This window comes from Stappia sp. TSB10P1A (genome assembly GCF_900185725.1).
Classification (GTDB): Bacteria; Pseudomonadota; Alphaproteobacteria; order Rhizobiales; family Stappiaceae; genus Stappia.
On the sequence record NZ_FYAU01000027.1, the window covers coordinates 1 to 25,260 of the forward strand.

The 25,260-nt window shown below is 67.0% G+C and carries 23 protein-coding genes and 1 pseudogene; 12 read left to right on the forward strand and 12 right to left on the reverse strand.

Annotated features, from left to right (window positions below):
- Positions 1-660: pseudogene (locus tag TSB10P1A_RS13700) on the forward strand (hypothetical protein); the annotation flags it as partial.
- Positions 661-673: 13 nt separating this feature from the next.
- A complete protein-coding gene (gene fliP / locus TSB10P1A_RS13705; protein WP_186388508.1) occupies positions 674-1,441 on the forward strand; it encodes a flagellar type III secretion system pore protein FliP in 768 nt (255 codons plus the stop codon).
- Between the two features lie 51 nt (positions 1,442-1,492).
- On the opposite strand, the gene TSB10P1A_RS13710 is transcribed toward fliP, so the two are convergent.
- From TSB10P1A_RS13710 to TSB10P1A_RS13730, 5 genes are all read right to left on the reverse strand, one after another.
- Positions 1,493-5,380, reverse strand: coding sequence for a hypothetical protein (locus tag TSB10P1A_RS13710; protein WP_186388509.1), 3,888 nt, complete (start codon positions 5,378-5,380; stop codon positions 1,493-1,495).
- A gap of 150 nt (positions 5,381-5,530) precedes the next feature.
- Positions 5,531-6,235 (reverse strand): MotE family protein, encoded by a 705-nt coding sequence (locus TSB10P1A_RS13715; protein WP_186388510.1) that lies wholly within the window; start codon positions 6,233-6,235, stop codon positions 5,531-5,533.
- Complete coding sequence (locus TSB10P1A_RS13720) at positions 6,232-6,738, reverse strand: DUF6468 domain-containing protein (protein ID WP_186388511.1); 507 nt, start codon at positions 6,736-6,738, stop codon at positions 6,232-6,234. Before TSB10P1A_RS13720 ends, TSB10P1A_RS13715 begins: the two co-directional genes overlap by 4 nt.
- On the reverse strand, positions 6,735-7,958 hold the full coding sequence (gene fliM / locus TSB10P1A_RS13725; protein ID WP_186388512.1) for a flagellar motor switch protein FliM: 1,224 nt from the start codon (positions 7,956-7,958) through the stop codon (positions 6,735-6,737). The genes TSB10P1A_RS13720 and fliM overlap by 4 nt, the downstream gene beginning before the upstream one ends.
- Positions 7,959-7,967: 9 nt before the next feature.
- Positions 7,968-8,474, reverse strand: coding sequence for a flagellar basal body-associated FliL family protein (locus TSB10P1A_RS13730; protein WP_186388513.1), 507 nt, complete (start codon positions 8,472-8,474; stop codon positions 7,968-7,970).
- 285 nt (positions 8,475-8,759) lie between these two features.
- Between TSB10P1A_RS13730 and flgF the strand changes: the two genes are divergently transcribed.
- Genes flgF through flgH form a run of 4 tightly spaced genes read left to right on the forward strand, consistent with a single transcriptional unit; the run spans position 8,760 to position 12,050 of the window.
- On the forward strand, positions 8,760-9,497 hold the full coding sequence (flgF, locus tag TSB10P1A_RS13735; RefSeq protein ID WP_186388514.1) for a flagellar basal-body rod protein FlgF: 738 nt from the start codon (positions 8,760-8,762) through the stop codon (positions 9,495-9,497).
- A gap of 26 nt (positions 9,498-9,523) precedes the next feature.
- Positions 9,524-10,306 carry a flagellar basal-body rod protein FlgG gene (flgG, locus tag TSB10P1A_RS13740; protein ID WP_186388515.1) on the forward strand — a complete coding sequence of 261 codons (783 nt, stop codon included), beginning with the start codon at positions 9,524-9,526 and terminating at the stop codon, positions 10,304-10,306.
- Positions 10,307-10,335: 29 nt separating this feature from the next.
- Complete coding sequence (gene flgA / locus TSB10P1A_RS13745; protein ID WP_186388516.1) at positions 10,336-11,298, forward strand: flagellar basal body P-ring formation chaperone FlgA; 963 nt, start codon at positions 10,336-10,338, stop codon at positions 11,296-11,298.
- Positions 11,298-12,050, forward strand: coding sequence for a flagellar basal body L-ring protein FlgH (gene flgH, locus TSB10P1A_RS13750; RefSeq protein WP_186388517.1), 753 nt, complete (start codon positions 11,298-11,300; stop codon positions 12,048-12,050). The genes flgA and flgH overlap by 1 nt, the downstream gene beginning before the upstream one ends.
- 199 nt (positions 12,051-12,249) lie before the next feature.
- On the opposite strand, the gene TSB10P1A_RS13755 is transcribed toward flgH, so the two are convergent.
- The 3 genes from TSB10P1A_RS13755 to TSB10P1A_RS13765 form a co-directional block, all read right to left on the reverse strand.
- Positions 12,250-13,419, reverse strand: coding sequence for an HD-GYP domain-containing protein (locus TSB10P1A_RS13755; RefSeq protein ID WP_186388518.1), 1,170 nt, complete (start codon positions 13,417-13,419; stop codon positions 12,250-12,252).
- A 210-nt stretch (positions 13,420-13,629) separates the two neighbouring features.
- Positions 13,630-14,046: an RNA polymerase-binding protein DksA gene (dksA, locus tag TSB10P1A_RS13760; RefSeq protein ID WP_186388519.1), complete on the reverse strand. Its 417-nt coding sequence runs from the start codon at positions 14,044-14,046 to the stop codon at positions 13,630-13,632.
- A 173-nt stretch (positions 14,047-14,219) separates the two neighbouring features.
- Positions 14,220-14,642 carry a flagellar assembly protein FliX gene (locus TSB10P1A_RS13765; protein WP_208985336.1) on the reverse strand — a complete coding sequence of 141 codons (423 nt, stop codon included), beginning with the start codon at positions 14,640-14,642 and terminating at the stop codon, positions 14,220-14,222.
- Between the two features lie 324 nt (positions 14,643-14,966).
- Here TSB10P1A_RS13765 and TSB10P1A_RS13770 point away from each other — a divergent pair, with 324 nt between their 5' ends.
- The 5 genes from TSB10P1A_RS13770 (at position 14,967) to TSB10P1A_RS13790 (ending at position 19,571) form a co-directional block, all read left to right on the forward strand.
- The gene (locus tag TSB10P1A_RS13770) at positions 14,967-16,058 is read left to right on the forward strand and encodes a flagellar basal body P-ring protein FlgI (protein ID WP_244293119.1); all 1,092 of its coding nucleotides are present in this window, start codon (positions 14,967-14,969) and stop codon (positions 16,056-16,058) included.
- Complete coding sequence (locus tag TSB10P1A_RS13775; protein ID WP_186388521.1) at positions 16,058-16,384, forward strand: rod-binding protein; 327 nt, start codon at positions 16,058-16,060, stop codon at positions 16,382-16,384. The genes TSB10P1A_RS13770 and TSB10P1A_RS13775 overlap by 1 nt, the downstream gene beginning before the upstream one ends.
- Positions 16,381-16,878 carry a hypothetical protein gene (locus TSB10P1A_RS13780; protein ID WP_208985337.1) on the forward strand — a complete coding sequence of 166 codons (498 nt, stop codon included), beginning with the start codon at positions 16,381-16,383 and terminating at the stop codon, positions 16,876-16,878. Before TSB10P1A_RS13775 ends, TSB10P1A_RS13780 begins: the two co-directional genes overlap by 4 nt.
- 363 nt (positions 16,879-17,241) lie before the next feature.
- Entirely contained in the window at positions 17,242-17,607 is a 366-nt protein-coding gene (locus TSB10P1A_RS13785; protein ID WP_186388522.1) for a hypothetical protein, read from the forward strand.
- Between the two features lie 140 nt (positions 17,608-17,747).
- Positions 17,748-19,571: a tetratricopeptide repeat protein gene (locus TSB10P1A_RS13790; RefSeq protein ID WP_186388523.1), complete on the forward strand. Its 1,824-nt coding sequence runs from the start codon at positions 17,748-17,750 to the stop codon at positions 19,569-19,571.
- 20 nt (positions 19,572-19,591) lie between these two features.
- On the opposite strand, the gene TSB10P1A_RS13795 is transcribed toward TSB10P1A_RS13790, so the two are convergent.
- The 4 genes from TSB10P1A_RS13795 to TSB10P1A_RS13810 are packed head-to-tail and all read right to left on the reverse strand — an operon-like array spanning position 19,592 to position 23,123.
- A complete protein-coding gene (locus TSB10P1A_RS13795) occupies positions 19,592-20,302 on the reverse strand; it encodes a cytidylyltransferase domain-containing protein (RefSeq protein WP_186388524.1) in 711 nt (236 codons plus the stop codon).
- Positions 20,299-21,048, reverse strand: a complete 750-nt coding sequence (locus tag TSB10P1A_RS13800; RefSeq protein ID WP_186388525.1) for a bifunctional 2-polyprenyl-6-hydroxyphenol methylase/3-demethylubiquinol 3-O-methyltransferase UbiG — start codon at positions 21,046-21,048, stop codon at positions 20,299-20,301. The genes TSB10P1A_RS13795 and TSB10P1A_RS13800 overlap by 4 nt, the downstream gene beginning before the upstream one ends.
- Positions 21,045-22,214, reverse strand: a complete 1,170-nt coding sequence (locus tag TSB10P1A_RS13805) for a polysaccharide pyruvyl transferase family protein (protein ID WP_186388526.1) — start codon at positions 22,212-22,214, stop codon at positions 21,045-21,047. The genes TSB10P1A_RS13800 and TSB10P1A_RS13805 overlap by 4 nt, the downstream gene beginning before the upstream one ends.
- 39 nt (positions 22,215-22,253) lie before the next feature.
- Positions 22,254-23,123: an N-acetylneuraminate synthase family protein gene (locus tag TSB10P1A_RS13810; protein ID WP_186388527.1), complete on the reverse strand. Its 870-nt coding sequence runs from the start codon at positions 23,121-23,123 to the stop codon at positions 22,254-22,256.
- A gap of 363 nt (positions 23,124-23,486) precedes the next feature.
- Here TSB10P1A_RS13810 and TSB10P1A_RS13815 point away from each other — a divergent pair, with 363 nt between their 5' ends.
- Entirely contained in the window at positions 23,487-24,872 is a 1,386-nt protein-coding gene (locus TSB10P1A_RS13815; protein WP_186388528.1) for a flagellin, read from the forward strand.
- Positions 24,873-25,260: the final 388 nt, after the last annotated feature.

The following is a 25,260-nucleotide window of genomic DNA, read 5'->3' on the forward strand; positions in this document are numbered from 1 at the left end:
CGGCCGCCCCCGCCGATCCGCCGCAACGTGACGCCGCCGTCGTCCGGCCCGGCCGCCAATGCGCGCACGGCTTTCCCGCAGTTCACCGAGACCGCCGAGAAGCCGGCGCCGCGCGGCGACCTGTCCGGCGTTGTCGCCGGGGCGGTCGCCGATGCCGCCACCGCGGCCTCGTCCGCGAGCGCGCCCGCGGCGCCGAAGGTCGAGGTCAAGCAGCCCGAGCCGGAAGCGAAGGCCGAGATCAAGCCCGAAGCGCCGGCACCCGCCGCAAGCCGTGTCCAGCCGGATCTTGCCTCGCTGGAAGACGCGCTGCTCGCCGAACTCGGCCAGTCGCGCGGCAGCCCCGCCAGCGAACGCAGCGAGCCGCGCAGCGATGTCGGACCCCGCGCCGCCGCCCCCGCCGCCACCGCCCCCGTGGCAGCCGCTCCCAAGGCCGAACCGGCAGCACCGCCGGCCGTTGACGAGGCGCCGAAGCCGGCGACGGCCGCTCCCGAGATCAAGGTGGCTGCGCCGGCCGCAGCGGACGAGCCCGAGGCCGGGAGCGGCGACGACAGCCCGAAGGCGGAAAAGAAGGCCGACAAGGATGCCGGCTCGGTGACGATGGATGCCATCGAGGAAGAGATGGCGCGGCTCCTGAGCGAGATCGGCGGACCGCGCAAATGATGGTGCCGCGCACATGACGAAGGCCCGGCACGCCGTCCTGCCCCTCCGCAAGACGTCGGTCGCGGTCCTCGCCTGTCTCGCCATGCTCGCGCTGGTCACCGACGCGAGCGCTCAGGACATCACCATCGGCTTTGGCGAAGGCGCCGGGCTGACCGAGCGCGCGGTCCAGTTGGTCGCGCTGCTGACGGTGCTGAGCCTGGCGCCGTCGATCCTCGTCATGGTGACCAGCTTTACCCGCATCGTCGTGGTGCTGTCGCTGCTGCGCTCGGCGATCGGCCTGCAGACGGCGCCGCCCAATGCGGTGATGACCTCGCTTGCCCTGTTCCTGACCCTGTTCATCATGGCGCCGACCTTCGAGGCCGCCTACAACGAGGGCGTCCAGCCGCTGGTCGAGGGCAATATCGAACTCACGGAAGCCTATGAGCGCGGCGCCCGGCCGTTCCACGCCTTCATGCGTGCCAATGTGCGGGAGAAGGACCTGGCGCTGTTCACCGAACTGTCGGGACAGGAGGCGCCGGAGACGCCCGAGGACATCAGCATGCGGGTGCTGGTGCCGGCCTTCATGATCAGCGAGTTGCGCCGCGCCTTCGAGATCGGCTTCCTGCTCTACCTGCCGTTCCTGATCATCGACCTGGTCATCGCCTCGGTGCTGATGTCGATGGGCATGATGATGCTGCCGCCCGTGGTGATCTCGCTTCCCTTCAAGCTGATCTTTTTCGTCCTGGTCGACGGATGGAACCTGATCGCCGGCAGCCTGGTGCAGAGTTTCTCCAGCGGCTGACCCCGTCCCGCCACCGCACCGGGCCGGGCCGGGAAGGGAAAGGCGCTACCGCTAACCGGCGTCGCCGACCGCGCTCTCGGCCATTTCCGCCGCCGGCTCCGCGTCATCGCCGCGCGCGGCCGTGCGCTGTCTGTCCGGCGCGTCGTCAAGCTCCGACATCGGGAGCTCCGGCTCTTCGGTATCGGATGCCCCGTCCAGCGCCGGCTGCAGGTATTTGCGGCGATACTCGGCCAGGAAGATGTCGAGCGAGTCGACGCTCTGCAGGCTGTCGAGCACCGACATGAACTCGACCCCGCGGCTCCCCACCGGCCGGGTCACGATGTCGAAGGCGGCGGCGCTGGGGCTGTCGCTCATCTTGCCGGAGAACTTGGCTTTCAGCCGCGACAGGCTGAAATCGTCGTCGGCGAGCGAATAGCCCATCGCCGCGCGCAGAATGTCGGTGCGCTCCTGGTCGGCGAGCGGCACCGGGTCCGACCAGCGGCCGCCCACCAGCGCCTCGAGCTGCTCGCCCGCCTCGCGCCAACTCTGCGCCGCCCACAACGTGTCGGCCTTCAGCCGCTCGACATCCTCGCCGCGCATGTTGCGGACGATCTCCAGCGCCAGATCCGGGCGGCCGCTTTCGGTCAGCGCGCGCGCCTCGACCATGTTGCGCTGGCGCTCCAGCTCGCGCGGCAGCTTCGCCTGACGGGTGCGGGTGAGCACCCTGAGCGCCTGTTCCGGCTTGCGATCCATCAGGTAGACGACGCCGAGGTCGGCGGCGATCTGGGCGCGGGCGGCGCCCTTCAGGCGATGGTCCACCTGGTGGCGCAGCAGTTCCGATGCCTGGTCGAGCAGGTCCATATCGACGAGCCGGCCCGCCAGCCGGCGCACCATCTCGTCGCCGCGTCGGCCGACCGGCGTCATCTCGCGGAAATCGTAGAACAGCGCCAGCGCCCTCACCGGATCCATCCGGTCCGCCTCGCCATTGAGGAACAGGTTGGCGAAAACCGCCCCCATCTCGTCCTGCAACAGGCGCGTGGTCTCCGCATCCGCATTGGCCTGGATCGCCGATTGCATCGCCTCGAAGGCGCCGCGATATTCGCCCGCCTGGGCCTGAAGCTGAGCCAGGAAGCGCAGGGTCTTCAACTCGGTCTCGTCGCCGCGCCAGGATGCGGCAAGCCCCGCCAACTGGTCGATCGCCTCCTCCGTGGTGACCTCGCCGTCGCGATGGCGAACCCGCAAGGCGCGATAGGCGGCTTCCGCCGCCAGCGGGCGTTCCATCGAGCGCTGAACCAGATCGAAGGCGGTCAGCGCCTCGCGGGAGCGCCCGGAAGCGTCGGCGATCTGGCCGCGGATGATGTCATAGCGCGCCGCCTGCCGGGCCGAGGCAAGGCTCGGGTCGATCTCGGAGAGGATCGCCGCCGCCTGCCCGTAATCGCTGACCTCGACCAGGGTCTCGGCCGCAGCCAGATGAAAGGCGATCTGCACCGCCGCCGGATAGCCGCCGACAACGGCCTGGCCGCGCGGCTGGTTGTCCCGCGCCTCGCTCCAGTTGCGCCGTTCGGCAGAGGCAATGGTGCGCCAGACGGCCGCATGGGGATTGTTGAGAAGCTCCGTCCGTCCGAGATAGTCGAGCGCCTCCCGCGGCCGGGCCGCAAGGGTCTGGGCCGCTCCCATCATCAGGTTGAAGGCCGGATCGCGGGCCAGGGCCGGATCGTCGAGCGAGGCAAGCCGCATCAAGCCCAGCGCCTCATGGGCGAAACCATGGGCGAGATAGAAGCGCGACAGCTCCATCCGCGGTCCCCGCCGCTCCTCCTCCGGCGTGTTGGCGATGGTGTATTCCATGCCCTTGATCTTCTGGAGAAAGTCCCTCGTTCCGCTGCTCATCAGATTGCCGAGGTCGACCTGCCCCGGCGTCGAGGGATCGATCACCGGCGGCAGGATCGTCGATCCCCTCGTCAGGTTGCCGTTGGACACCGCCAGGCCCCGCGGCCGCTGCAGCAGGATCGCATCGCCAAGCAGCTTGATCTCAAGGTCGTCCGCCTTGCCGAGCACGGCAACGCCATGGGCCGACATCAACGCGTCGAATTCGGCGAAGCTCTGCGGCTTCAACAGACCGCGCGCCGGCGCGAAGCCGGTGACCACCGTCATCTTGTCGCCGGCGAAGGGATCGACCACTTCGCGAACATTGGCCGGCCCCTGGAAGGGGATGGTGATGACCGTGCCGCCATCGCTGCTCTGGCTGCGTTGCAGCGTCAGGGGCCGGGACGGTTCGAGGATCATCTCGCCGATGGTCATGACCCAGGCGCTGCCGTCGATGCCGATACTGGCCAGCGCGTCGCGCATCAGATCGATGCGGATCACCTGCCAGTCGGCATGGGCGATCACCTCCACCGCTTCCACCCGGTCCGCAAGCACCGAGCGCATGCCGCGAATGTCCACCGGATCGGCGGTGTCGAAGACGAGATAAAGGCTGCGGTAGCGGCGGAACACGGACGAGGCGACCGGGGTGGAGAAGGGAAACACCACGCGCACCGCCTCGCCGATACGGCGCGCCTCGGCAACGACGAAGCGGCGGGTCTCATCGCCATAGCCGGCCGGCGGCATTTCCGGAGAGGCGACTTCGTCGGCCGAACCGGACGGCCGGTCGACGGCAAGACCGCTGAGATCGATCTCCGCCGGCAGTCCGTCCTGCGTCGCCGGTCCCCCGGCGGCCTCGGGCCGAGGCGCCACGGCAGCCGTCGATGCGGCTGCGGCCGGCGGCTCCGGCGAAGCGGGCACGGCCTCGGCGGGCCGGGTCGGGGCGGATGCCGGCGCGTCGGTCGGCGCCTCATCGCTCGCCTGAACGGCCGGTGTCGTTTGGGGCAAGGCCTGCGGAGCCGCCTCATCCGATCCCGGCTTGGCACGCGGAAGCGGTGTGCCCGGCTCATCCGGCTCCGCCGGCGACGCCGACGCCTGCTCTACCGGCACTTGCGCCGGCGCGGCGCTTTCCGGAGAGATGGCTTCGGGGCTCGGCTGCGCCGCACCGGAGACGCCGGACGCCATCACCAATTCCCTGGCGGTGGCCGGAATGTCGTCCCCCGCCGTCAGAGCCTCGCCGATGGCGGCATTGACGGGGTCCTGTGCCATGCTGCGCGGCGTGACGTCGACGATGTAGAAATTGTCCTCGCGAAAGGCCCGGATATCCACGTCCGGCTGTATCCGCAGCAGGAATTTCAGCCGCCCCTCGTCGCTGAAGGCCGTTGCATCCACCACGCCGGGGGGCAGATCGGCGCGCAGCATCGACAGGTCGAGCGGGACATCGTAGCTGAACGTCACCTTGATCATGTCGCCTTCGCGCACGAAGGCCGAATCGAAGTTCAGGTTCCACTCGAAGGCGAGCCGGGTGAAGGTCGGATGGGTGCCGACGAAGAGCTCGACCTTGGGTTCTTCCTGTCCCTTCAGGCGTGCCTGTTCCAGGGCCCGGGCGCGGCGGATCGCCTCCTCGGCACGACGGGCCAGGTCCTGCACCACCTCGTCGGGCAGGCCCGGCGGCATGCCTTGCCAGTTCTGCGGCAGAAGATCGATGAAGAGCTTCTCTCCCGCCTCCATCGTGTTGATCCGGAAGTCGCCCATCAGCGCGAAGCGCAGCGCCGAACCGTCCGGATCCCGGCGGGCGATGGAGATGAAGTTCGGCATGTCGATCGGGACGCTGTCGACACTGGTCATCACCTCCTCGCGGAAGCGGATGCGCAGAACGCCGTTGGAGGCGATCGCATCATATTCGGGCAGCAGCGTGAGATCGCGGAAGGTCAGGACGATCCGGCCATAGCCATCCTGCTGAGAGGCCCGCAGATCCGCCTGCAGCGGCTCGGCATGGGCGGACGGGGCGACGACGGCAAGAGCGGCGAAAACGCCAGAAAACAGCAGGGCAAACGCAAGAAACGCCGCCGTGATCCGCGCGGCGGCGACCTGAAGCATGCGTCTTTTCGAGCCGTCCTGCCTCACCGGGCTCCCCTGAACCTTTCGACCAAGCATCCAGTCTAGCGGCCGCCGCTTAACGCTGCGTTTAACCGACCTCCCGGATTCCCTGGCATTCCCGCCGGGGAACGACGGGACGCCCGCTCCGCATCAATTGCCCATGATCTTCGGCAGGTCCGGCGCGACGACGGCGGCGGCCTCTTCCGGTTTGCGTCCGGTCACGAGGGCCACCGTCAGCCGCTCGCTCGCCTCCGGCGACATGCGCCCCATGATGTCGGCCATCTTGCGCGGGTTCATCTGGCGGGCGACACGCACGAGGATGTCGAGGTCGAGCCGATCGAAGATGCGCGCCGCATCCTTCGCCTTCATCGACTCGTACATGACCACCAGGTCCTTCATCTCCTCCTCGCGCTTCTTCTCCTCCTTCTCCTGCAAGCCGCGGATCCGCTCCTCGATCGCCGAGATCTCCTCGACCTTCTGCTGCAGGCGATCCTCGGTCGCCTTCATGAGCTGCTGGCGCAACTCGAACTGCTTCTCGCGGTTGTCCAACTCGCGGCGGCGATCGCTGAGCGACTCCAGCACCTTGCGTTCGGCAATGGAGCCGCCGAGCTCGAGGCCGCCGACACCGGGCGGCGGCGGCGCCTCCTCATTGCCCTCGGTGGAGGGCCCGTCGGAAGCGCCTGCATCCCCTGTCCCGGCGGTGCCAGTTGCAGGATCGGTAGGCTGCTGCGCCATCGCCACGCTCACGCCGGCGGTGACGGACGTGCCGCCCTCGATGGCGAGCCCCAGCAGCTTCAGCGCGAGAAGCGCGCTGGCCGCCAGGACGAGAACGGGGATCAGGCGCAGGTTTGTCACGCAGCCTGCTCCGCGGCACGCTTGCGGAACAGTTCAAGCCGGGCGGTCGCCTCCATCGCGGCGGACCGGATGTCGCTGGCACGCATGGCCGACGGACGGGCCGCGGCCGCCGGCGCCGGTTCGGCGACCGGAGCAGCCATGGCGGCGGCCGGAGCCGGCGCCTGCGGGACCGCACGGGCGGCCTCGGTGATCTGGGTGATGCGCTCCAGCACGGTGTTGCCGCGCGAGACATGCGCGGCGAGTTCCTGCGACAGGCGCTCGGCGTCGACAAGGCGCTGGCCGAGGGTGCGGTCGGCCTCGCCCGCCGTCGCCTTCAGCCCGAGAATGGCACGCTCGGCGATCTCCGAGGCGGTGATCAGCTCGGAAATGGTCGCGCGCAGCGCCTCCTCGTCGGCCCGCAGCCGCTTCAGCCGCTTGTTGAGCACCACGCAATATCCGATCGTCACCACCAGCAGCAGGGCAACGAGGCTCTCGATCATCAGTCCGACAGGGAGCGTGCTCATGTTGGGTCCATTTCCTTCTGCATGGCCCGCTCGAAAGCGGCCAAGGTCATCTTGGGCTTCTGCAGCCCGCGCTCGACGCGGATCGCGATGGAATCCTCGTCCTTGCCCATCGTTCCTTGCGTCAGCGGAATGCCGCCGCACTTGATCGAGACCGGGTCGTTCGGAGAAATGTCGAACAGCAGCGTCTCGCCGACCTTGAGATCCAGCACCCGTCCGAGCGGGATGTGGGTCTCGTAGAGGACCGCGTCGACATCCACCTCCGCCGCGTAGATCTCGGTGGCCAAGTGGCCTTCCCAGATCTGGTCCCGGCCGAACTTCTCGCCCATGAACATCTGCAGGAGCAGATCGCGGATCGGCTCCAGAGTGGCATAGGGCATCATGATTTCGATCTTGCCGCCCCGGTCCTCCATGTCGATCCGCAGTTCGACGAGGATGGCCGCATTGGCCGGGCGCGAGATCGCGGCGAAGCGCGGATTGGTCTCCAGGCGCTCCAGGTTGAAATGGACCGGCGAGAGCGGCGAGAAGGCCTGCTCCATGTCGTGCATGATGATCTCGATCATCCGCCGCACCAAGTTGCTCTCGATCGTCGTGTAGGGCCGCCCCTCGACGCGCACCGCCGACATGCCGCGGCCGCCGCCGAGCAGCACGTCGATGATCGAGTAGATCAGGCTCGATTCGACCGTGCACAGGCCGAAGCCGTCCCATTCCTCGGCCTTGAACACACCCAGAATCGCCGGCAGCGGGATCGAGTTCAGATAGTCGCCGAAGCGCACCGAGGAAATGCTGTCGAGCGACACCTCGACGTTGTCCGAGGTGAAGTTGCGCAAGGAGGTGGTCGTCAGCCGGACCAGCCGGTCGAAGACGATCTCCAGCATCGGCAGACGCTCGTAGGAGACCATCGCCGAGTTGATAAGCGCGCGAATGCCGCTCTGGTCGGCGGCGATCGTGTCCTCGATGTTGAAGCCGAGGAGGTTGTCGATCTCTTCCTGGTTGAGAATGCGGTCGGCGCCGCGGGTGGCGCTTTCCAGCTCCGGCTCGCTGTCGTCGATCATCGCCGCCCATTGGGCGGCCATGTCGTCGCCGCCGGCGACGCCCTGCTCCTCGAGCGCAGCGCCCCAGGCAGCGGCCAGATCCTCTTCCTCGCCGTCACCTTCCATCTGCTCGGCCAGGGCTTCGCCCCATGCCTCGTCGAGATTGCCGAGATCGTCGTCGTCAGCCATCGGATGACCTTACTGGACCAGGATTTCCTTGAAGAGAACGCCTTCGACGCGCGCCGGATAGACCGCCGTGTTGATGCGTCGCAACAACTCTTCCTTGAGTCGGAACAAACCGGAAGAACCCTCGAGATCCGCCGGACGCAGCTCGCGCAGATAGACCTGGAAGGCATCCAGGATGCGCGGCAGATAGGGCTCGATCCGCTGCACCATTTCGCGGTTCGTCACCTCCAGCGAGATGCGCACGCGCAGATAGGTGGCCCGGCCCTCGCTCGACAGGTTGACGGTCATCTCCGGCAGATCGAAGAACACCGCGGGCCGCTGCTCGGACACCGGCCGCTGCGCGCCTCCCGAGACCGCAGCCTCCTCGCCGCCGCCAGAGAACAGAAAGTAGTAGACCCCGCCGCCGATGGCCGCCAGCAGGACGAGACCCGCGAGACCGAAGATCAGCAGTTTCTTCCTGGACCGGCCGGCCCCTTCTTCCGGGGTGCCGGTTTCGGCTGCATCCGCATCCGCCGTCATTGTGACTCAACCTCGCTGCGCTGCCCTCCCGCGCGTGGAGTTAATTTCTAAAGTCACAATGGTTAACGAGTGGTTACCGAACCGTTAACGCCTCGCAAAATGCGGCAATTTTTGCCGGGCGGTAACCATTGGCCGGAACGAAGCTGCCTCCCACCCTGCCGCCCCGAACCAAAAAGCCCAATGAAATCAGAGATACGAAAACTGGCACGATGTCTGCAACAAGGTTAACGGGTATCCGCTCTGGGGAGGGTGGATGCTCGCTGGGGAGCACAGGAACGGTACGCCATGGAGAATTCTCTGCTGATCGGGCTGTCACGCCAGACAGCCCTTCGCAACCAGTTGAACGTGGTGGCCAACAATCTGGCCAACATGAACACGACGGGCTTCAAGTCCCAGCGGCTGCATTTCGAGGAATATCTGATGCCCGTCGCGGAGGCCACGGCCTTCCAGCGCGGCGACCGGACGTATTCCTATGTCCTCGACTATGCAGCCTCCTCCGATTTCGGAGCCGGCGCCATCTCGCTGACGCAGAACGCCTTCGACGTGGCGATCGAGGGCGAAGGCTTCTTCGTCATCGGCGGCCCCGAAGGCGAGCGCTTCACCCGCAGCGGCGCCTTCCACCTCGATGCGACCGGGCAGATGGTGACGGCCGACGGCCGGCCTGTCCTGGGCGAGGGCGGCCCCTTCGTCTTCACAGCCGAAGACGGCGACGTGACCATCGCCGAGGACGGCACGGTTTCCACCGAACTCGGCGTCAAGGGCCGGCTGCGCGTCGTCACCTTCGAGGATCCGCAGGCCCTGGAACGCATCGGCGACAACCTGTTCGCCGGCGAGGCGCCGCAAGCCGCCGAGCGCATCCGCGTCCTGCAGGGCGCCGTCGAGAAATCCAACGTCTCCGGCGTCGTCGAAATGACCCGGATGATCGAGATCACCCGCAACTACACGACCGTGTCGAAGATGCTGTCTGACGGCGACGACTTGCTGCGCAAGGCAATCGAACGCCTCGGCTCCGTCCAGGCCTGAGCGAAGCGGAAGAAGGAACAGTCACCATGAAGGCACTTCACATCGCCGCGACCGGCATGCGCGCCCAGGAACTGAACGTCGAGGTCATCTCGAACAACGTCGCCAACATGCGCACCACCGGCTACAAGCGCCAGCGCGCCGACTTCCAGGACCTGCTCTACCAGAACCTGCGCCGCATGGGCACCAACTCCTCGGCCACCGGCACGATCGTGCCGACCGGCGTGCAGATCGGCTCGGGCGTCAAGACCGCCTCGACCGCCCGCATCATGAGCCAGGGCAACCTGAGCCAGACCAACAAGGAACTGGATGTCGCCGTGCGCGGCGAAGGCTTCTTCCAGATCCAGATGCCGGACGGCGGCACCGCCTATACCCGCGACGGCTCCTTCGAGCGCGACCCGAACGGCCAGATCGTCACCATCGACGGCTATGCGGTGCTGCCGGGCATCGTCATTCCCGAAGACGCCCGCGACATCACCATCTCCACCGACGGCCAGGTGCAGGTGCTCGACCCCAACAACGCCGTGCAGGTGCTCGGCCAGATCCAGATCGCCCGCTTCATCAACAAGTCGGGCCTGGAAGCGATCGGCGACAACCTGTTCCTGGAGACCGAGTCGAGCGGCGCCGCCATCGTCGCCAACCCGGGCGATCCCGGCTTCGGCGACGTGCTGCAGAAGCATCTCGAAATGGCCAATGTGGAAGCCGTCAGCGAGATCTCCGATCTCATCGCCGCCCAGCGCGCCTACGAGATGAACTCGCGCATCATCAAGGCGGCCGACGAAATGTCCGCCACCACCTCGAACCTGCGCTGATGCGCCGGCTGACCGGAAGGCCCCTCGCGATGTTCGCCAAGCTCCTCCTCGCCGCCGCTCTTGCCCTGGCCTCGGCCCTGCCGGCCGCTGCCGGTGCTCTGCGCTCGGAAGTCGCCGTCACCGGCCCGATCGTCACCATCGGCGACTTCTATCCCCATGCCGGCGCCCTCGCCGCGACGCCGCTGTTCCGGGCGCCCGATCCGGGCACCCGTGGCACGGTGCGGGCGAGCCTGGTGGCCGAGCGTGCCCGCACGGCGGGCTTTGCCCTCGCCGGCACCGACGGCCTGTTCGAGGTCGTCGTCGAGCGCCTCGCCCTGACCATCGGCGAGACCGAGGTCGCCGAGGCCGTGCGGAACGAACTGCTCGCCCGCGAGCCCGAACTCGATGCCGACACGCTGGAAGTGGCCGTGTCGGGGCTGCGTGCCCCGCTCCTGGCCGACGCCGGCCGGATCGAGCCGATCACCGTCTCGGAACTGGCCTGGGACCGCCACTCCGGCCGCCTCGCCGCGACCTTGCGCGTGCGCGCCGTCGATGGTCCCGTCACCCTCCGCCTGACCGGCCTTGCCCGGGAAATGGTCGAAGTCTATGTCGCCGCCCGGCCGATCGATCGCGGCACGGTCATCACCGCCGCCGATATCGAGCCGCAGCGCGTCGCCCGCAACCGCCTCACCGCCCGTCAGATCACCGACCCGTCGCAGGTGATCGGCCAGGCGGCACGCCAGGCGCTCCAGGTCGGCCGGCCGCTGCGCGCCGCCGATGTCGAGCCACCCCTCCTGGTGCGGCGCGGCGCCAAGGTGACGCTGGTCTACCACACCGGCGGCATGACGCTGACCACCATCGGCCAGGCCATGGCGAACGGCGCCGCCGGCGACTTGATCGACGTCCTCAACCTGCAGTCCCGCCGCACCGTGACCGGGATCGTCCGCTCCCGCGACCAGATCGAGGTCAGTGTCGCGCGGCAGCACCTTGCACAGCTCCAGGAGACGAACTGATGGCTCCGCGCATGTCCCTCTTGAAGCCGGCCCTGACCCTGTCGCTGGCTCTTGCCACCGCCGCCTGCGGCACCGCCGACAAGCTCTCGCAGGTCGGCCAGACCCCGGCGCTCTCCGCCATCCAGGATCCGACGACCACCGCCGGCTACCGGCCGGTGCAGATGCCGATGCCGGCTCCCCAGTCGGTCCACTACAATTCCAATTCGCTCTGGCGGTCCGGCGCCCGCGCCTTCTTCAAGGACCAGCGCGCCGCCCGGATCGGCGACATTCTCACCGTGCTGGTGACGATTTCCGACAAGGCGGAGTTCGACAACAAGACCCAGCGCAGCCGCACCGGCTCCTCCTCCTCCGGCACCGGCGGCGCCGTGGGCGCGGCGATCAACACCTTCCTGCTGCCCGGCGGCTCGAGCTCGGACAACCTGGCCTCGGCCCAGGGCGCCTCGACCTTCCAGGGCAGCGGCAAGGTCGACCGCGAGGAGAAGCTGCGCACGCGGGTCGCCGCCGTCGTCACCCAGATCCTGCCGAACGGCAACATGGTGATCGAAGGCCGCCAGGAAGTGCGGGTGAACTTCGAGGTGCGCGAGTTGATCGTCGCCGGCGTGGTGCGGCCCGAGGACATCGCGGCCAACAACACGATCGAAAGCGAGAAGATCGCCGAGGCCCGCATCGGCTATGGCGGCCGCGGTCAGATCACCGACGTCCAGCAGCCGCGCTACGGCGCCCAGGTGCTCGATATCGTCCTGCCGTTCTGATCCTGCCTCTTCGGTTCGCGGCGCGGCTCCCCAAAGAGCGCCGCGACCCCCTCCCCTCCCCAAGCCGCTCCACGCTCCCCAGGCACCGGACGGCAGGCGGGCACGGGATCCCCCCGCTCCCCAGCGGACCCGTGCCCGCCGCATCTTGTCCCTTCCAGCCAACACAGGAGGATGCCGCAAGAAAGAGCCGGCCGACCGATCAGGCCGCGTGTTCGCGTCCGCCCGGGTCGAGCGGATGCCGTCCCGCCCGCAGGCACGGCATCATCACGCCGCCCTCCTCGCCCTCTCCGCCGCGCTTGGTCGTGAACACCGGCGCCAGCACCATGGAGCGGAACGCGGTGAACAGGCGGGCATCCAGCTTGCCTTTCATCTCGCCCATGATCGCCAGGGCCTGACGCGGCGACATCGCCGCCTTGTAGGCCCGCTCCTCGGTCAGCGCACTGTAGATATCCGCAAGGGTGACGATGCGCGTCAGCGGGCGGATGCAACTTGCGCCGAGCCCGTTGGGATAGCCGGTGCCGTCGAGAAACTCGTGGTGATCTCGCACTGCGTGGATCACCTCCATATCGTCGCGCCCGCTCCGCTGCAGCGCGAAGGCGCCGCGTGCCGGATGGGTGTTGATCACCCGTCGCTCGGTATCGCTCAGCGGCCCGTCCTTCTCCAGCACCGAGATCGGGATGAACAGCTTGCCGACGTCATGCAGCAGACACGCTTCTGCGATCAGCACGATATCGCTCTCATGCAGTCCGAGATGCTGGCCGAAGGCGCTGCCATTGCCGGCGACGCTGAGCATGTGGCGACAGGTGCGGCTGTGGTGGAACTGGACGGCATCCAGCCAGCCGCCGAGCCCGTCGCGCCGCGTCGCCTCGCAGATCGCCCGCGCCGTGGCGCCGATCACTTCCGGCGGCAGCGGCCGGTCGGCCCGCATGGCCCTGCCGAGTTCGCGATGCAGCCTCTCGCCGCACTCGATCGCCTTGGCGATATAGGGCGAGCGTCCGGCAAGATGGGTCGACAGATTGCGCCAGAGGATGGCCTTGACCACTGCCCGGATGTCGTCGGGCGTGCGGAAGCTCGGCAGCACCCGCTCGATGCCCAGCGCCTCGGCCTGGACCTGACAGGCCCGGTCGCTGCCCGTCGCAACGAAAATCGTGTCGTTCTTGCGCCGGTCTTCGCCGATCAGCCCGGCAAGGCGTGCAATGTGGGCGGACCGGCGCAAGCTGCAGTGAAGAACGATCACCCGCGCCGACGCAACGTTCTCGACAGTAAGCGATTCACGCGAGACGCGCTCGACCTTGAGAGCCATGGCGAGCGCATTTCCGAAAGCGGGAAAGGGCTTTTCCTGATCCATAACCAGAAGGACGTCGAGCATGGGACACCGAGGATCTGTAGCGCGAGGATGAATTTCCTCTACGTCATCGATACTCGACGCCGCTTGTCGAAGTCTTAATCAAGACGGATAGAAACTATTAACAGGGCATGAAACCGGACCATGCCGGGCGGATGACCGGGCCGCCGCCCATACGAAAAAGGCCCGGACGGATCCGGGCCTGAAAGGTTGTCTGTGCCGGCCGAGAACCGGTCAGTCGTCGCGATACACCTTCTCGCGGCGCTCGTGCGCTTCCTGCGCCTCCAGCGACAGGGTGGCGATCGGGCGGGCCTCCAACCGCTTGATGGAGATCGGCTCCCCCGTCTCGACACAATAGCCGTAGGACCCGTCGGCGATCCGCTCCAGGGCCGCGTCGATCTTGGCGATCAGCTTGCGCTGACGGTCACGGGCCCTCAGTTCGATCGATCGGTCGGTCTCGGAAGACGCCCGGTCGGCGATGTCAGGATGGTTCTGGCTTTCCTCCTGGAGGTTTGCGAGCGTTTCGCGGCTTTCCTTGAGGAGCTCTTCCTTCCACCGCAAAAGCTTGTTCCGGAAATACTCGCGCTGACGCTCGTTCATGAAAGTCTCGTCCTCGCTGGGACGATACTCGGCATCCAGCTCAACCGTCATGTCCTACTCCGGCTCCCGTTAGGCCGCGCGGAATATAGCGATCCTGCGACCGATGGACAATGTCGCCGACGTCGAAAATAGCGCCAAATTTCCGTGAAGCATTTCATGGACTTAAGCCGGCTGCCCGCGGTTTTGGCAGAACTCCGGCCTGTTCCGGCGGCACCGCCCGCGGTTTACGTGCCGTAGAGTCCGAGCTTCGCCAGCTCCACTTTCGCGCGAAGCTCGATCTCGTCGACCACCTTCTCCAGCGCCGGATTGCCGCTGTCGATCCGCCGTTCCAGCAACATGGCCAGCCGGGTGAGTCGCTCCGGGGAGATGCGCCCGGCGAGCAGGTCGACCTTGATCTCCTCCAGCATGTCCAGCATGTCGTGGCCGCGCGCCATCGCCCGGCGTCGGCCGGTCAACGGATCGTCCACCTCCTGGAGCGCGAGCAGCGCATCGATGCCGGCAATGCCGCCGGCCGAACCGGCGGAGGCGGCACTTTCCGACCGCCCCGAACTGCCGAGGTCGAACTGGCTGCCGGACCCGTCGGTGCGCTTCTTCTGGTTGCGTCCGGCGATGCCCGTCAGGGGCGTGTAGCCTGAGATTCTCATCATCGAAAACCGGATCCCGCTGGAGGCAACTTCGACACTACACAATTTTCCGAGTTGGTAAACGAAGCGTTAACGACCCGGCAATTCCTGCCGGGCGACAGGTCGCATCCGTGGACGGAGTTTGGCCGAGCCCCCTGCCGTTTTCAACATTTAGCTTTTAAAACAATTGATTAGAGAATTTCAGTCGCCGCGCCGAATTCTGGCACGCTGCTCGCATAACGGAACGCGGACACACCATCGTCGTCGCCCGTTGCGCAATCGAGTCAAACCAGAATGACCCTGATCGGCCTCTTCTCCCGCCTCACTGCCATTCTGCAGGTTCTCTGCATGGCGTGGACGCTCGCCCTCGTGGTGATGCTGGCGGGGCCCGCCAGCGCCGCCTCGCGGATCAAGGACATCGCCGACTTCGAAGGCATCCGCGACAACCAGTTGATCGGCTACGGTCTCGTGGTCGGCCTGCGCGGCACCGGCGACAGCCTGCGCAATGCCCCGTTCACCCGCCAGAGCCTGGAAGCCATGCTGGAGCGCCTCGGCGTCAACACTCGCGGCTTCAACCTCAACACCCAGAACGTGGCCGCGGTGATGGTCACCGCCAACCTGCCGGCCTTCGCCACCCAGGGCACCCGCATCGACGTCTCGGTCAGCGCCCTGGGCGACGCCGACAGCCTGCAGGGCGGCACGTTGCTGGTGACGCCGCTGCTGGGCGCCGACGGCGAGGTCTATGCCATCGCGCAGGGACCGCTGGCCATCGGCGGCTTCGCCGCCCAGGGCGACGCCGCCTCCATCGTTCGCGGCGTGCCGACCTCCGGCCGCATCGCCAACGGCGCGCTGGTGGAGCGCGAGATCGACTTCAAGCTGGCCTCCCTGACCAGCCTGCGGCTCGCCCTGCGCAATCCGGACCTGACCACCGCCCGGCGCATGGCACTCGCCGTCAACGAGTTGATCGGCCTGCCGACCGCCGAGCCGCTCGACCCGGCGACCGTCCGCATCGACCTGCCGCGCCAGTTCAACGGCAATATCGTCGACCTGCTGACCGATATCGAGCAACTGGTCATCCAGCCCGACCTGCCGGCCCGCATCGTCATCGACGAGAACTCCGGCATCATCGTCATGGGACAGAACGTCAAGGTCTCGACCGTCGCCATCGCCCAGGGCAACCTGACCATCACCGTCGCCGAAAGCCCGACAGTGGTGCAGCCCCTGCCCTTCGCCAACGGCGAGACTGCGGTCGAACCGCGGACGGACATCCTCGTCGACGATGCCAGCGACAACAAGCTCGCCGTCGTCCGCGAATCCGTGACGCTGCAGCAACTCGTCGACGGTCTCAACGCCCTTGGCATCGGCCCCCGCGACATGATCTCCATCCTCCAGGCGATCAAGGCGGCAGGGGCACTGCAGGCCGAAATCGAGGTGATGTGATGAGCCTGCCCGGCATCGACACCGTCCTCGCCTCGGCCCAGGGCCGCTTCGCGTCGCGCACCTCCACGCCCGACCCGGCAAATTCTGCCGCCGTGATGCGCGAGAATGCCGAGCAGTTCGAGGCGGTCTTCCTCAACACGATGTTCCAGACGATGTTCGCCGGCCTTGAGGAGGGCGGCGCCTGGGGCAACGAGACCGGCTCCGAGGCCTGGAGCGGCATGCTGGTCGAACAATACGCCAACACCATCGCAAAGGCCGGCGGCATCGGCATCGCCGACGCGGTCCAGCGTGAACTTCTTGCCCTTCAGGAGATGGCCGGACAATGAGCCTCGACACCAAGCAACTCGCCGAGATTGCCCCCGAATTCTTTTCCGGCGCCATTGCCGATCCCCAGGCCGCCGAGGCAACCTGCATCCGCCTGGAGGCCGCCATGGGCGACCTGCTGGCCGTGATCGAGCGGGAGACGGAACTGGTCCGCCTCGGCAAGCTGGACGCGGCCGGCGACCTGCAGCCGGAAAAGGCCAAGCTGGTCAGCATCTACATGCGCGGCATGACCTTCGTGCGCGACCAGACCGTCGCGCTCGGCAATCTCGCGCCCGAAGCCGTCGACCGGCTGAAGCGCCGCCATGCCGAGTTCCAGCCGGTGCTGCGCATCAACCTGGCGGTGCTGGCGACCGCTCGCGAGGTTGCCGACACCCTGCTGCGCAAGGTGGCGGAGAGCGCCGCCAGCACCCGCGGACCGTCAACCTATGGCCCCGGAGGCAGCGCCCCGCGCGCGCCCGCCCTCGCCGACGGCATCGCCGTCAACCGCGCGCTGTAGGGCCGTTTCCGGGCCGGGCCAAGCGGCTCACCGCAAAAGAGACAGGTCTCGACGCCGCCCGCCTCCCAAGGCCGGGCGGCGTTGCCGTTGCGTCCTCTGCGCTTCCCCGGTTAACCACACTGGAACGAATCGGGATCAGATCGGTTCAGCCGCAAATCCTAACGATTTCATTAAGAGTGGATTCACAGTTTTCCGATAAGCTTCTTGCCATATTCTGCAAGTCGTTCTCCCTGAGTGCGGCGAGCGAAGTTGCATATCGGAAGACCCGAGAAGGGTTAACGAGCGAAAGACGTGATGGTCGAAAAGCAACAGTGATCCCGGGCGCGTGGCCTTCACGGGTCTGTCCGGTGAAGGAGTAAGGCAATGGAAGCAACACCGATCAGGACCGCGGCCTATACGCCGCAGCCGGCAACTCCCAGACCGACCGAGGCCGGATCGCCTCCGGCTGCGACCACGGACCTGCCTCCCGAGAAGTCCGTCCAGCCGACCAGCGAGACGACAGCCCCGCGCCCTGCTGCCGAGAACGATTTCGCCAAGGCCGAGAGCAACATCAAGCGCGAGGAATATCGCGACAAGATCACCGCCTCCATCGTCTTCCGCGCCGTCGACATGGACACCGGCGAGGTGGTGCAGCAGATCCCGGAGGAATCCCTCCTGCGGTTGCGCCGCGCCTTTGCCGAGACCACCCAGAAGGACATGACCGGCCTCGCGTTCAGCCGCAACCTCTGATCGCGGACGGGGTGCCGTTGGCGCGTCCCGTCCAAATTGCCAGTATCGGGGACATGATCCCTGGTAGGGCCGTTCCGCCCCACCCGATTCCGAATCGGCTATAGTCCGGGCTCCGTTCACCCTCGACCCGGACCCTGCGGATGCCGCCCTCTCCCCAGACCTTCCTGGACCAGATGCGCAAGGCGCTGCTGTTGCAGCGCGACGGCAAGCCCGCGCGCGCCCGCCCGATCTACGAGAAGATTCTCAAACAGGACCCGACCAACGCCGAGGCGACCAACCTCCTCGGCCTGTGCTTCCTGGAACAGGGCTATCCGAAACGGGCCGTGGCACTTCTGGAGCGTGCGGTAGCCCTTGCCCCTGCGGAGCCGCGCTACCGGGTCAACCTGCTCGACTGCCTGGAACGGCTCGGCGATACCACGCGCCTGCTGGCCCTGGCCGAACAGACGCAGGCCGGCGGGGCGACCGATCCCGACCTGCTCCATCGCCGGGCCCAGGTGTTGCGCAATGCCGGCCGCCTGCCGGAAGCGCTGGCCGCCTATGATGCGGCCCTGCGGGCAGCGCCCGAGCGCATCGATATGCTGGTGGAGTTCGGCCAGACGCTGATCCTCGCCGCCCGGCATGAAGACGCCGTGCGTGTCTTCCAGTTTGTCCTGTCCTCGGATCCCGCCCACCGCATTGCGCTGCTCAGCCTTGCGGACGCGCTGAACCAGGTGCATCGCGCCGGCGAGGCGCTTACCCTGCTCCAGGAGCGCGCCGAAGCCTTCGATGCCGAGACGGATGCCACCTACAGGCTGAGCCTTGCCAATGCCTTCTGGGGCATCGGCGCCTATGCCCAGGCACTGGTGGAAACGGACCTTGCGCTCGCCCTCGGCGGCGTCGCCGGCAGCGATGCCCGTCTGTTGCGCGGCAAGACGCTCTACCATCTCGGCCGCTTTGGCGAGGCCGTCGAGGAGTTGGAGCGGGCGCTGGCCATCGACCCCGCCCGCCACGAGACGGCGATGACGCTCGGCCTCGCCTGCCTCGCCAGCGGCGATCTCGCGCGCGGCTGGAAGCTTGCCGAGCGCCGCGTCGAAGCCAACCTCAAGGGGCTGATCCAGCGCCGCTTCTCGCGCCCGACCTGGCAGGGCGAGCCGCTTGCCGGCAAGACCCTAATGATCTGGGACGACCAGGGCATCGGCGACGTGCTGCGCTCCGCCTCGATGTTCGAGGAGTTGGCCGCGCAGGCCGGGAGGCTGATCGTCGAGTGCCACCCCAAACTAGTGCCGCTGCTGGCCCGCAATTTCCCGCAAGTGGAGATACGCCCGCGCAGCAACGAGGGGCTGAACGCCTTTGCGCGGCCGCGTGAGGATTTCGACGTTCAATGCGCCTTTGGCGGGCTGCCCGCCCTGCTGCGGCCGGACATCGCCGCCTTTCCCGGCACGCGCGCGGCGCTCGCCGCCGATCCGGACCGCGTCGCCGCCCTGCGCGAGCGGCCACCGCTCGGCGGGCCGCGGCCGAAAGTCGGCCTGTCCTGGACCAGCGCCAACCGCGTCGGCCAGCGCGGGCGCTCCTACCTGGAGCTTGCCGACCTGCTGCCGCTGCTCGGCGCCGACGGCGTCGACTTCGTGCTGCTCGACTATACCGACCGCAGCGCCGAGATCGCGGCACTGTCGGAGCGCGCCTCATTCACCCTGCATCGCTGGGACGATCTCGACCTCTTCGACGATCTGGAAACCGTGGCGGCGCTGACCTCCTGCATGGACCTCGTCATCTCGGCCAATACGTCGGTCGCCGACATGTCGGGCGCGCTCGGCGTGCCGACCTGGCGCTTCGGCCCGGTGACCGGCACGATCCTGCTCGGTCAGGACAACCCGCCCTGGGCCCCGGCGACGCGCTACCTGCGGCTCGACCCGGAACGGCCCGCGGCCGACATCGTGCCCCGGCTGGCGGCGGATCTGCAGGCCTGGCTGGCGGAGCGCAAATAGCGCGAACGCCCCGACGGGCGTCACATCTGGATCGGATGGATCTCGAGATTGCGCTCCAGCCGCTCGAGCATCAGTTCCGCGACGGCGATGTCGTCGCGCTCGTCGATTTCCACGACTTCCTCGTCGCTGGTCTCCCAGAAGCCGATACGTCCCGTCAGCCGGCATCCGGTCCGCTCGAAACTGTCCGTGCGGAACAGGTAGAAGTTGCCGGTCTCGCGATAATAGCGGTCCTCGGCCGGGATCTGCTGGCGCATCAGCCGGTTGTGCGGATCGTAAAGCGGCTGCGGCTCGGGCAGGTTGCGCCAGATGTAGTTGCGGATGAGCCTGGCGGAGAAGAGCGAGTCGTAGCCCCCGTCCGTGAAATGCCGGAAGGCATCGGCCAGCGTGTCCCTGCGCCGCACCGGCGAAGTGACCTGCGGGAACAGGATCGCATCCGGCTTGTCCGCCCGGCACATATGCTGGATCGCATGGCGCAGCGAGGCCTCCGCCGGCGAGGTGTCGGTCGCGAATTCGTCCGGCCGCAGCACCGGCACGCGCGCACCGTAAGCCCTTGCCGTCTCCGCGATTTCCTCGCTGTCGGTCGAGACGACGACGTCGCGCACGAAGCCTGCGGCCTGCGCCGCCTCGATGGTCCAGGCAATCAACGGCTTGCCGAAGACCGGCACGACATTCTTGCGCGGGATCCCTTTCGAACCGCCACGCGCCAGCACGATCGCATCACAGATCATCATGTCTTTTCCGCAAAAACCGTCACGAAGGAGCCCCAGAAGGCGGGCGACACGCCCGTTCCCGGGTCCTGCATCCGCTCGAAGGCCTCAAGGGTGGCAAAGCGCGTGCCGAAGAACGGATACTCCACCGAGGCGATGCGGAAGCCGCTGTCCCGCAGCAGTCGCATCAGCGAGTCGTCGGTGAAGAGGCTGACATGCGTCGGATCGTGGAGCAAGCGGTAGCGCTCGCCGAAAAGGCGCGCCGCGGCGCTGGCGAAATTGGGCGTGCCGACCACGAAAAGCCCGCCCGTGCGCAGCGCCTCGGCCACCAGCCGGACGAAGGCAACCGGCTCGTCGACATGCTCGATGACATGATGGGCGACGATCACATCGCAGGACGCAGGCTGGAAACGGCCGGGCTCCAGCACGCCGCGAAGGGTAGCGGCGCCGCTGCGCTGCGCCGCCATCTCCACCGCCTTTGCGGACGGATCGAGGCCGATCCGCTCGTGGCGTGGGTCGATCTGCTCGAGCAACTCGCCGAGACCGCAGCCGATATCGACCACCCGGCCGGGGGCCCGCGCATTCACCGCCTCGGCGATATAGGCAAGGTCGGCCTTGCGCATCTCCCGCTCGGCGGCGATGTCGCGCAGACGGCCGTCCGGATCGCGCTTGTCGTCCCAGTACTCGTCCGCCGACACCCGCGCCGGGTAGCGCACGAAGTAGTCGTCCGATCCGTAGAGTGCCAGGCAGCGGTCGATGATCGAACTCACGCGCGCCCCTCCACCCGCGCCGCCAGCCAGCCGGCGAGATCATCATGGTGGGTCCTGAGCACCTGCCGCTCGCGGGCACGCACCTCCGCAAGGCGCCGGACGCTTGCGGCGGGATCGGCAAGATCGCGCGCCACATCGGCGAAAAGAGGCGCGAGATCGCTGTCCGCGGCCCAGGCATGGCAACGGTCGGCAAGCCCGAGCGCGCCGAACTGGCCGGCGATCTTGTGGTGTGTGGAGAGGCCGAAGACCGGCGTGCCGAAACCGATCGACGCAAGGTTCGCATGATAGCGCATGGCGATGACGGCGGCGGCGCGACGATAGAGGTCGAAACTGGCCGACCAGCCGCCCTCCCCTTGCGCCAGTGCGGCAACGACGATGCGCTCGCGCCGCAACCTGTCGTCCAGCGCGGCGAGCACCGCGCCGATCGGCCCGAAATCGCTGTAGATATGGGGCACGAAGACGCAGGTGAGCGTCTCGTCGGCGCCGAGCAACGTCTCTATCCCGGCGGCAATTCCGGCCGCGAAGCGGTCGGTCAGATCTTCGCCGCGGTCTCCGGCATAGCGCTTGTCCGGCATGTCGCCGGCAAGGTTGACGGCGACAAAGCGCTGCCCCTCCGGCAGGCCGGGATGGGCCCAGGGCGACGGCTCGGCGAACAGGCCGCCATCCGGGATCACCGGCATGGCATCGGCATAAGCGCTGCCCAGATGATCGCGGATCAGGTCGCTCGACCCGTCATTGCGCAGCGAGAACCGGCAGTGATCGAAGCCGAGCATATCGTCGAGAAACGCCCGCGTCCGCGCCACCGCCACCGGACTGACGCCGCGCGTCGCGTCGACGCCGAGGCCATGGAACACGATCGGCCGCCGGATCGCGGCAAAGAGCTCGGGGCCCGCATCCAGATAGGTGCCGGAGGAGGTGGTCTCGCGCCAGAGCTGAAACAGGCTGAACCCGCCGATGACAACCAGATCCGCGCTGTTTGCCTCGTCCACGAACGCCCCGTCAAACGCGCGCCGGCGCCAGTGGATGAAGTCCCGCACCTCGATGGGGCGATGGTTCAGAGGAACCGGAAGATCGGCGGCGCGCGTCCGGTATTCGCCGTCATGCATGGCATTGTCGCCGAGATTGCCGACGAAGGAGGCCAGGTGCAGGACGAAGAGCGGGCGCATGCGGGCGGGGATCACGGAGCGGGGGTCACGATGGGACGGTCACAGCGCGGCCAGCGTATCCTTGCGCCGCAGCTTCTCCATCACGGGGCGCTCGCGGGCGTAGATATCGATGACGCCGTCGCCGCGAACCTTCTCGGCCAAGCGAATGCCGGCAATCATCTCCTTCATCTGCGCCACGTCGATGGAGGCCGACTGGTCGGAGCCCCACATGGTGCGGTCGAGAGTGAAGTGGCGCTCCACCGACACCGCGCCGAAGGCGATCGACAGGATGCTCGGCAGGATGCCCTCCTCGTGTCCGGAATAGCCGATCTTGAGATGGGGAAAGCGCTCGCGCAGGGTGGAGATGCCGGCGAGATTGATCTCCTCGGGAAGCGCCGGATAGGTCGAGGTGCAGTGATAGAGGCAGGCGATCTGGCCGCCGGCCTCCTCGATGGCTTCGACCGCCGCCTCGACCATCTTCAGATTGCACATGCCGGTGGAGATCAGCAGCGGCACCCCGCTGCGGGCGGCATGGACAAGCAGTTCCCGGTCGGTCACCGACGCCGACGCGATCTTCAGATAGGGAACGTCCAGCGCCACGAGAAAGTCGACCGCCGCCTCGTCCCAGGGCGAGGCATACCAGACGATCCCCAGTTCGGCGCAGAGCGCGGCAATCCGCTCATACTCAGCCCGGCCGAATTCGAGCCCCCGCTTCAGGTCGCCATTGGTCTCGCCCAAGGGCGACTTGCGCGGCCGCGACAGTTCCTCGGCGGAGTAGACGACATCGACGGTGCGCTTCTGAAACTTGACCGCATCGCAGCCGACACGGTGCGCGGCGCGGATCATCTCCAGCGCCAGGTCGATACTGCCATTGTGATTGATGCCGATCTCGGCGACCACCGTGCACTTGTCAAATGTGAAGAGGCTCATCTCGCGATCTTTTCGGGCTCGCGGCAAACGCGGGTTCCGATCAGGCCGGTCCGGCGCGTTCGCGGGTTTCACTGTCCTTACCCCCGCCAGGCGGCAGTTTCTTAACCGCTGCGAGGCAGCGGACGGCACCGGATCCTCGGCGGTGGCTGTTCGAGCACCTTCGCAGTATCTCCGTTTCGGGATGATTCGGCGAGCAGTTTTAAGCTCCTGCCGCAGGATGCGAGCCTCCGGCGGACCTGGTAACCGGCTGTTTACCCTAAGATACGTTAACCAATTGTTTTTACAATTGATTCCGGAACGACGGGGTACTTTCGCCTGGCAACGAGGATGCGTTGCTCGACCTGTTACCAGAAAGGTACACCAATGAGCGTTACTCTCTCCGCTGGCGTGCGCCAGAACCTTCTGTCGCTGCAGAAGACGGCCGACATGATGGCCCAGACCCAGAACCGTCTTGCCACCGGCAAGAAGGTCAACTCGGCCCTCGACAACCCGACCAACTTCTTCACCTCGCAGAATCTGAATTCGCGCGCCAACGAGCTGTCCAGCCTGCTCGACGGCATCTCCAACGCGACGAAGACCCTTGAAGCCGCCGACAACGGTATCAAGGCCATCACCAAGCTGGTGGAAAGCGCCCAGTCGACCGCCCGTCAGGCGCTGCAGGCTGGTTCCGCCGGCTCCGGCACCGTGGTGGAAAGCTCCTCCTCGATCTCGACCAACGGCCTGACGCCGGTTGCGGGCGAATCGATCCAGGACCAGGCCAAGCGCCAGACCCTGTCCAACCTCGGCTTCTCCAACGGCGACACGATCACCCTGCAGTCGACCGATACCAGGACCGGTGCGGTCTCCCAGATCGAAGTCACCGTCGGCACGACGCAGAAGGCGGACGGTTCGGGCGCGGTGTCGACCGTTCAGGACGTCCTCGACGTGATCAACGCCTCCGGCGTTGCCACCGCAGAGGTCACCGATGCCGGCAAGCTCAAGATTTCCGGTTCGGACACCGACACCCTGAGCCTGTCGATCGTCGACGTGGGCGGCGACGGCAACACGGCGACCACCCAGCAGACCTCGCTGGCCGCCTCGCTCGGCTTCGGCACCAACACCTCGATCGATCTGTCCAGCCCGGCCGACGGCGACTACACGGATCCGGGCGAGACCCAGGTGACCTTCACCAATGGCGCCAGCGCCGGTGATGCCGACAGCTTCACGATCACCACCCAGGCCAACCCGGCTGCGAACTCGACCACCCGCCAGAAGCTGGTGTCGCAGTTCAACGGCATCCTCGGTGAGATCGACAAGCTCGCGCAGGACACCTCCTTCAACGGCACCAACCTGATCAACTCGTCGACCTCGAAGCTCACCGTCTCCTTCAACGAGAAGCGCGACGCGGCCGGCAAGTCGGAGTTGACCATCCAAGGCAAGGACCTGACCTCCTCGGGTCTCAACCTGTCCAAGGTGTCGAGCCTCAGCGACACGGAAGCCAACCAGGCTCTCGACAAGCTGAGCAACGCCCTGACGACGCTGCGCGAGACGGCCTCGACCTTCGGTTCGAACCTCAACACGGTCACGATCCGCAAGGACTTCACCAAGGACCTGATCAACACCCTGCAGACGGGTGCCGACAACCTGGTGCTGGCCGACACCAACGAGGAAGGCGCCAACCTTCTCGCCCTGCAGACCCGCCAGTCGCTGTCCACCACGGCGCTGTCGCTGTCCTCGCAGGCCGACCAGGCCGTGCTGCGTCTCCTCTAAGAACGCAGCTCGCCGAAAGGCGCAAAACGCTCTCGAAGGGCGGCGGGTCTCGACTCGCCGCCCTTTTTCATGCCCCTTTCGATATGGTTAACAAACCATCTGTAATTGCATGCGAATTCGGATTTCGAGCCAGGTCTCGTTAACCTTAATTTAGCGTTTCCGGGTCAATTTGGCTGCGAGCCTCAGGACGAGGCCCATGCGTAAATTTGGGCAGCCAGAAAGGATTTCCGAATGTCCGACATCACTCTCTCCGCCGGTGTGCGCCAGAACCTGCTGACGCTGCAGAGCACCGCCGACATGATGGCCACCACCCAGAACCGCCTTGCCACCGGCAAGAAGGTCAACTCGGCCCTCGACAACCCGACCAACTTCTTCACCTCGCAGGCGC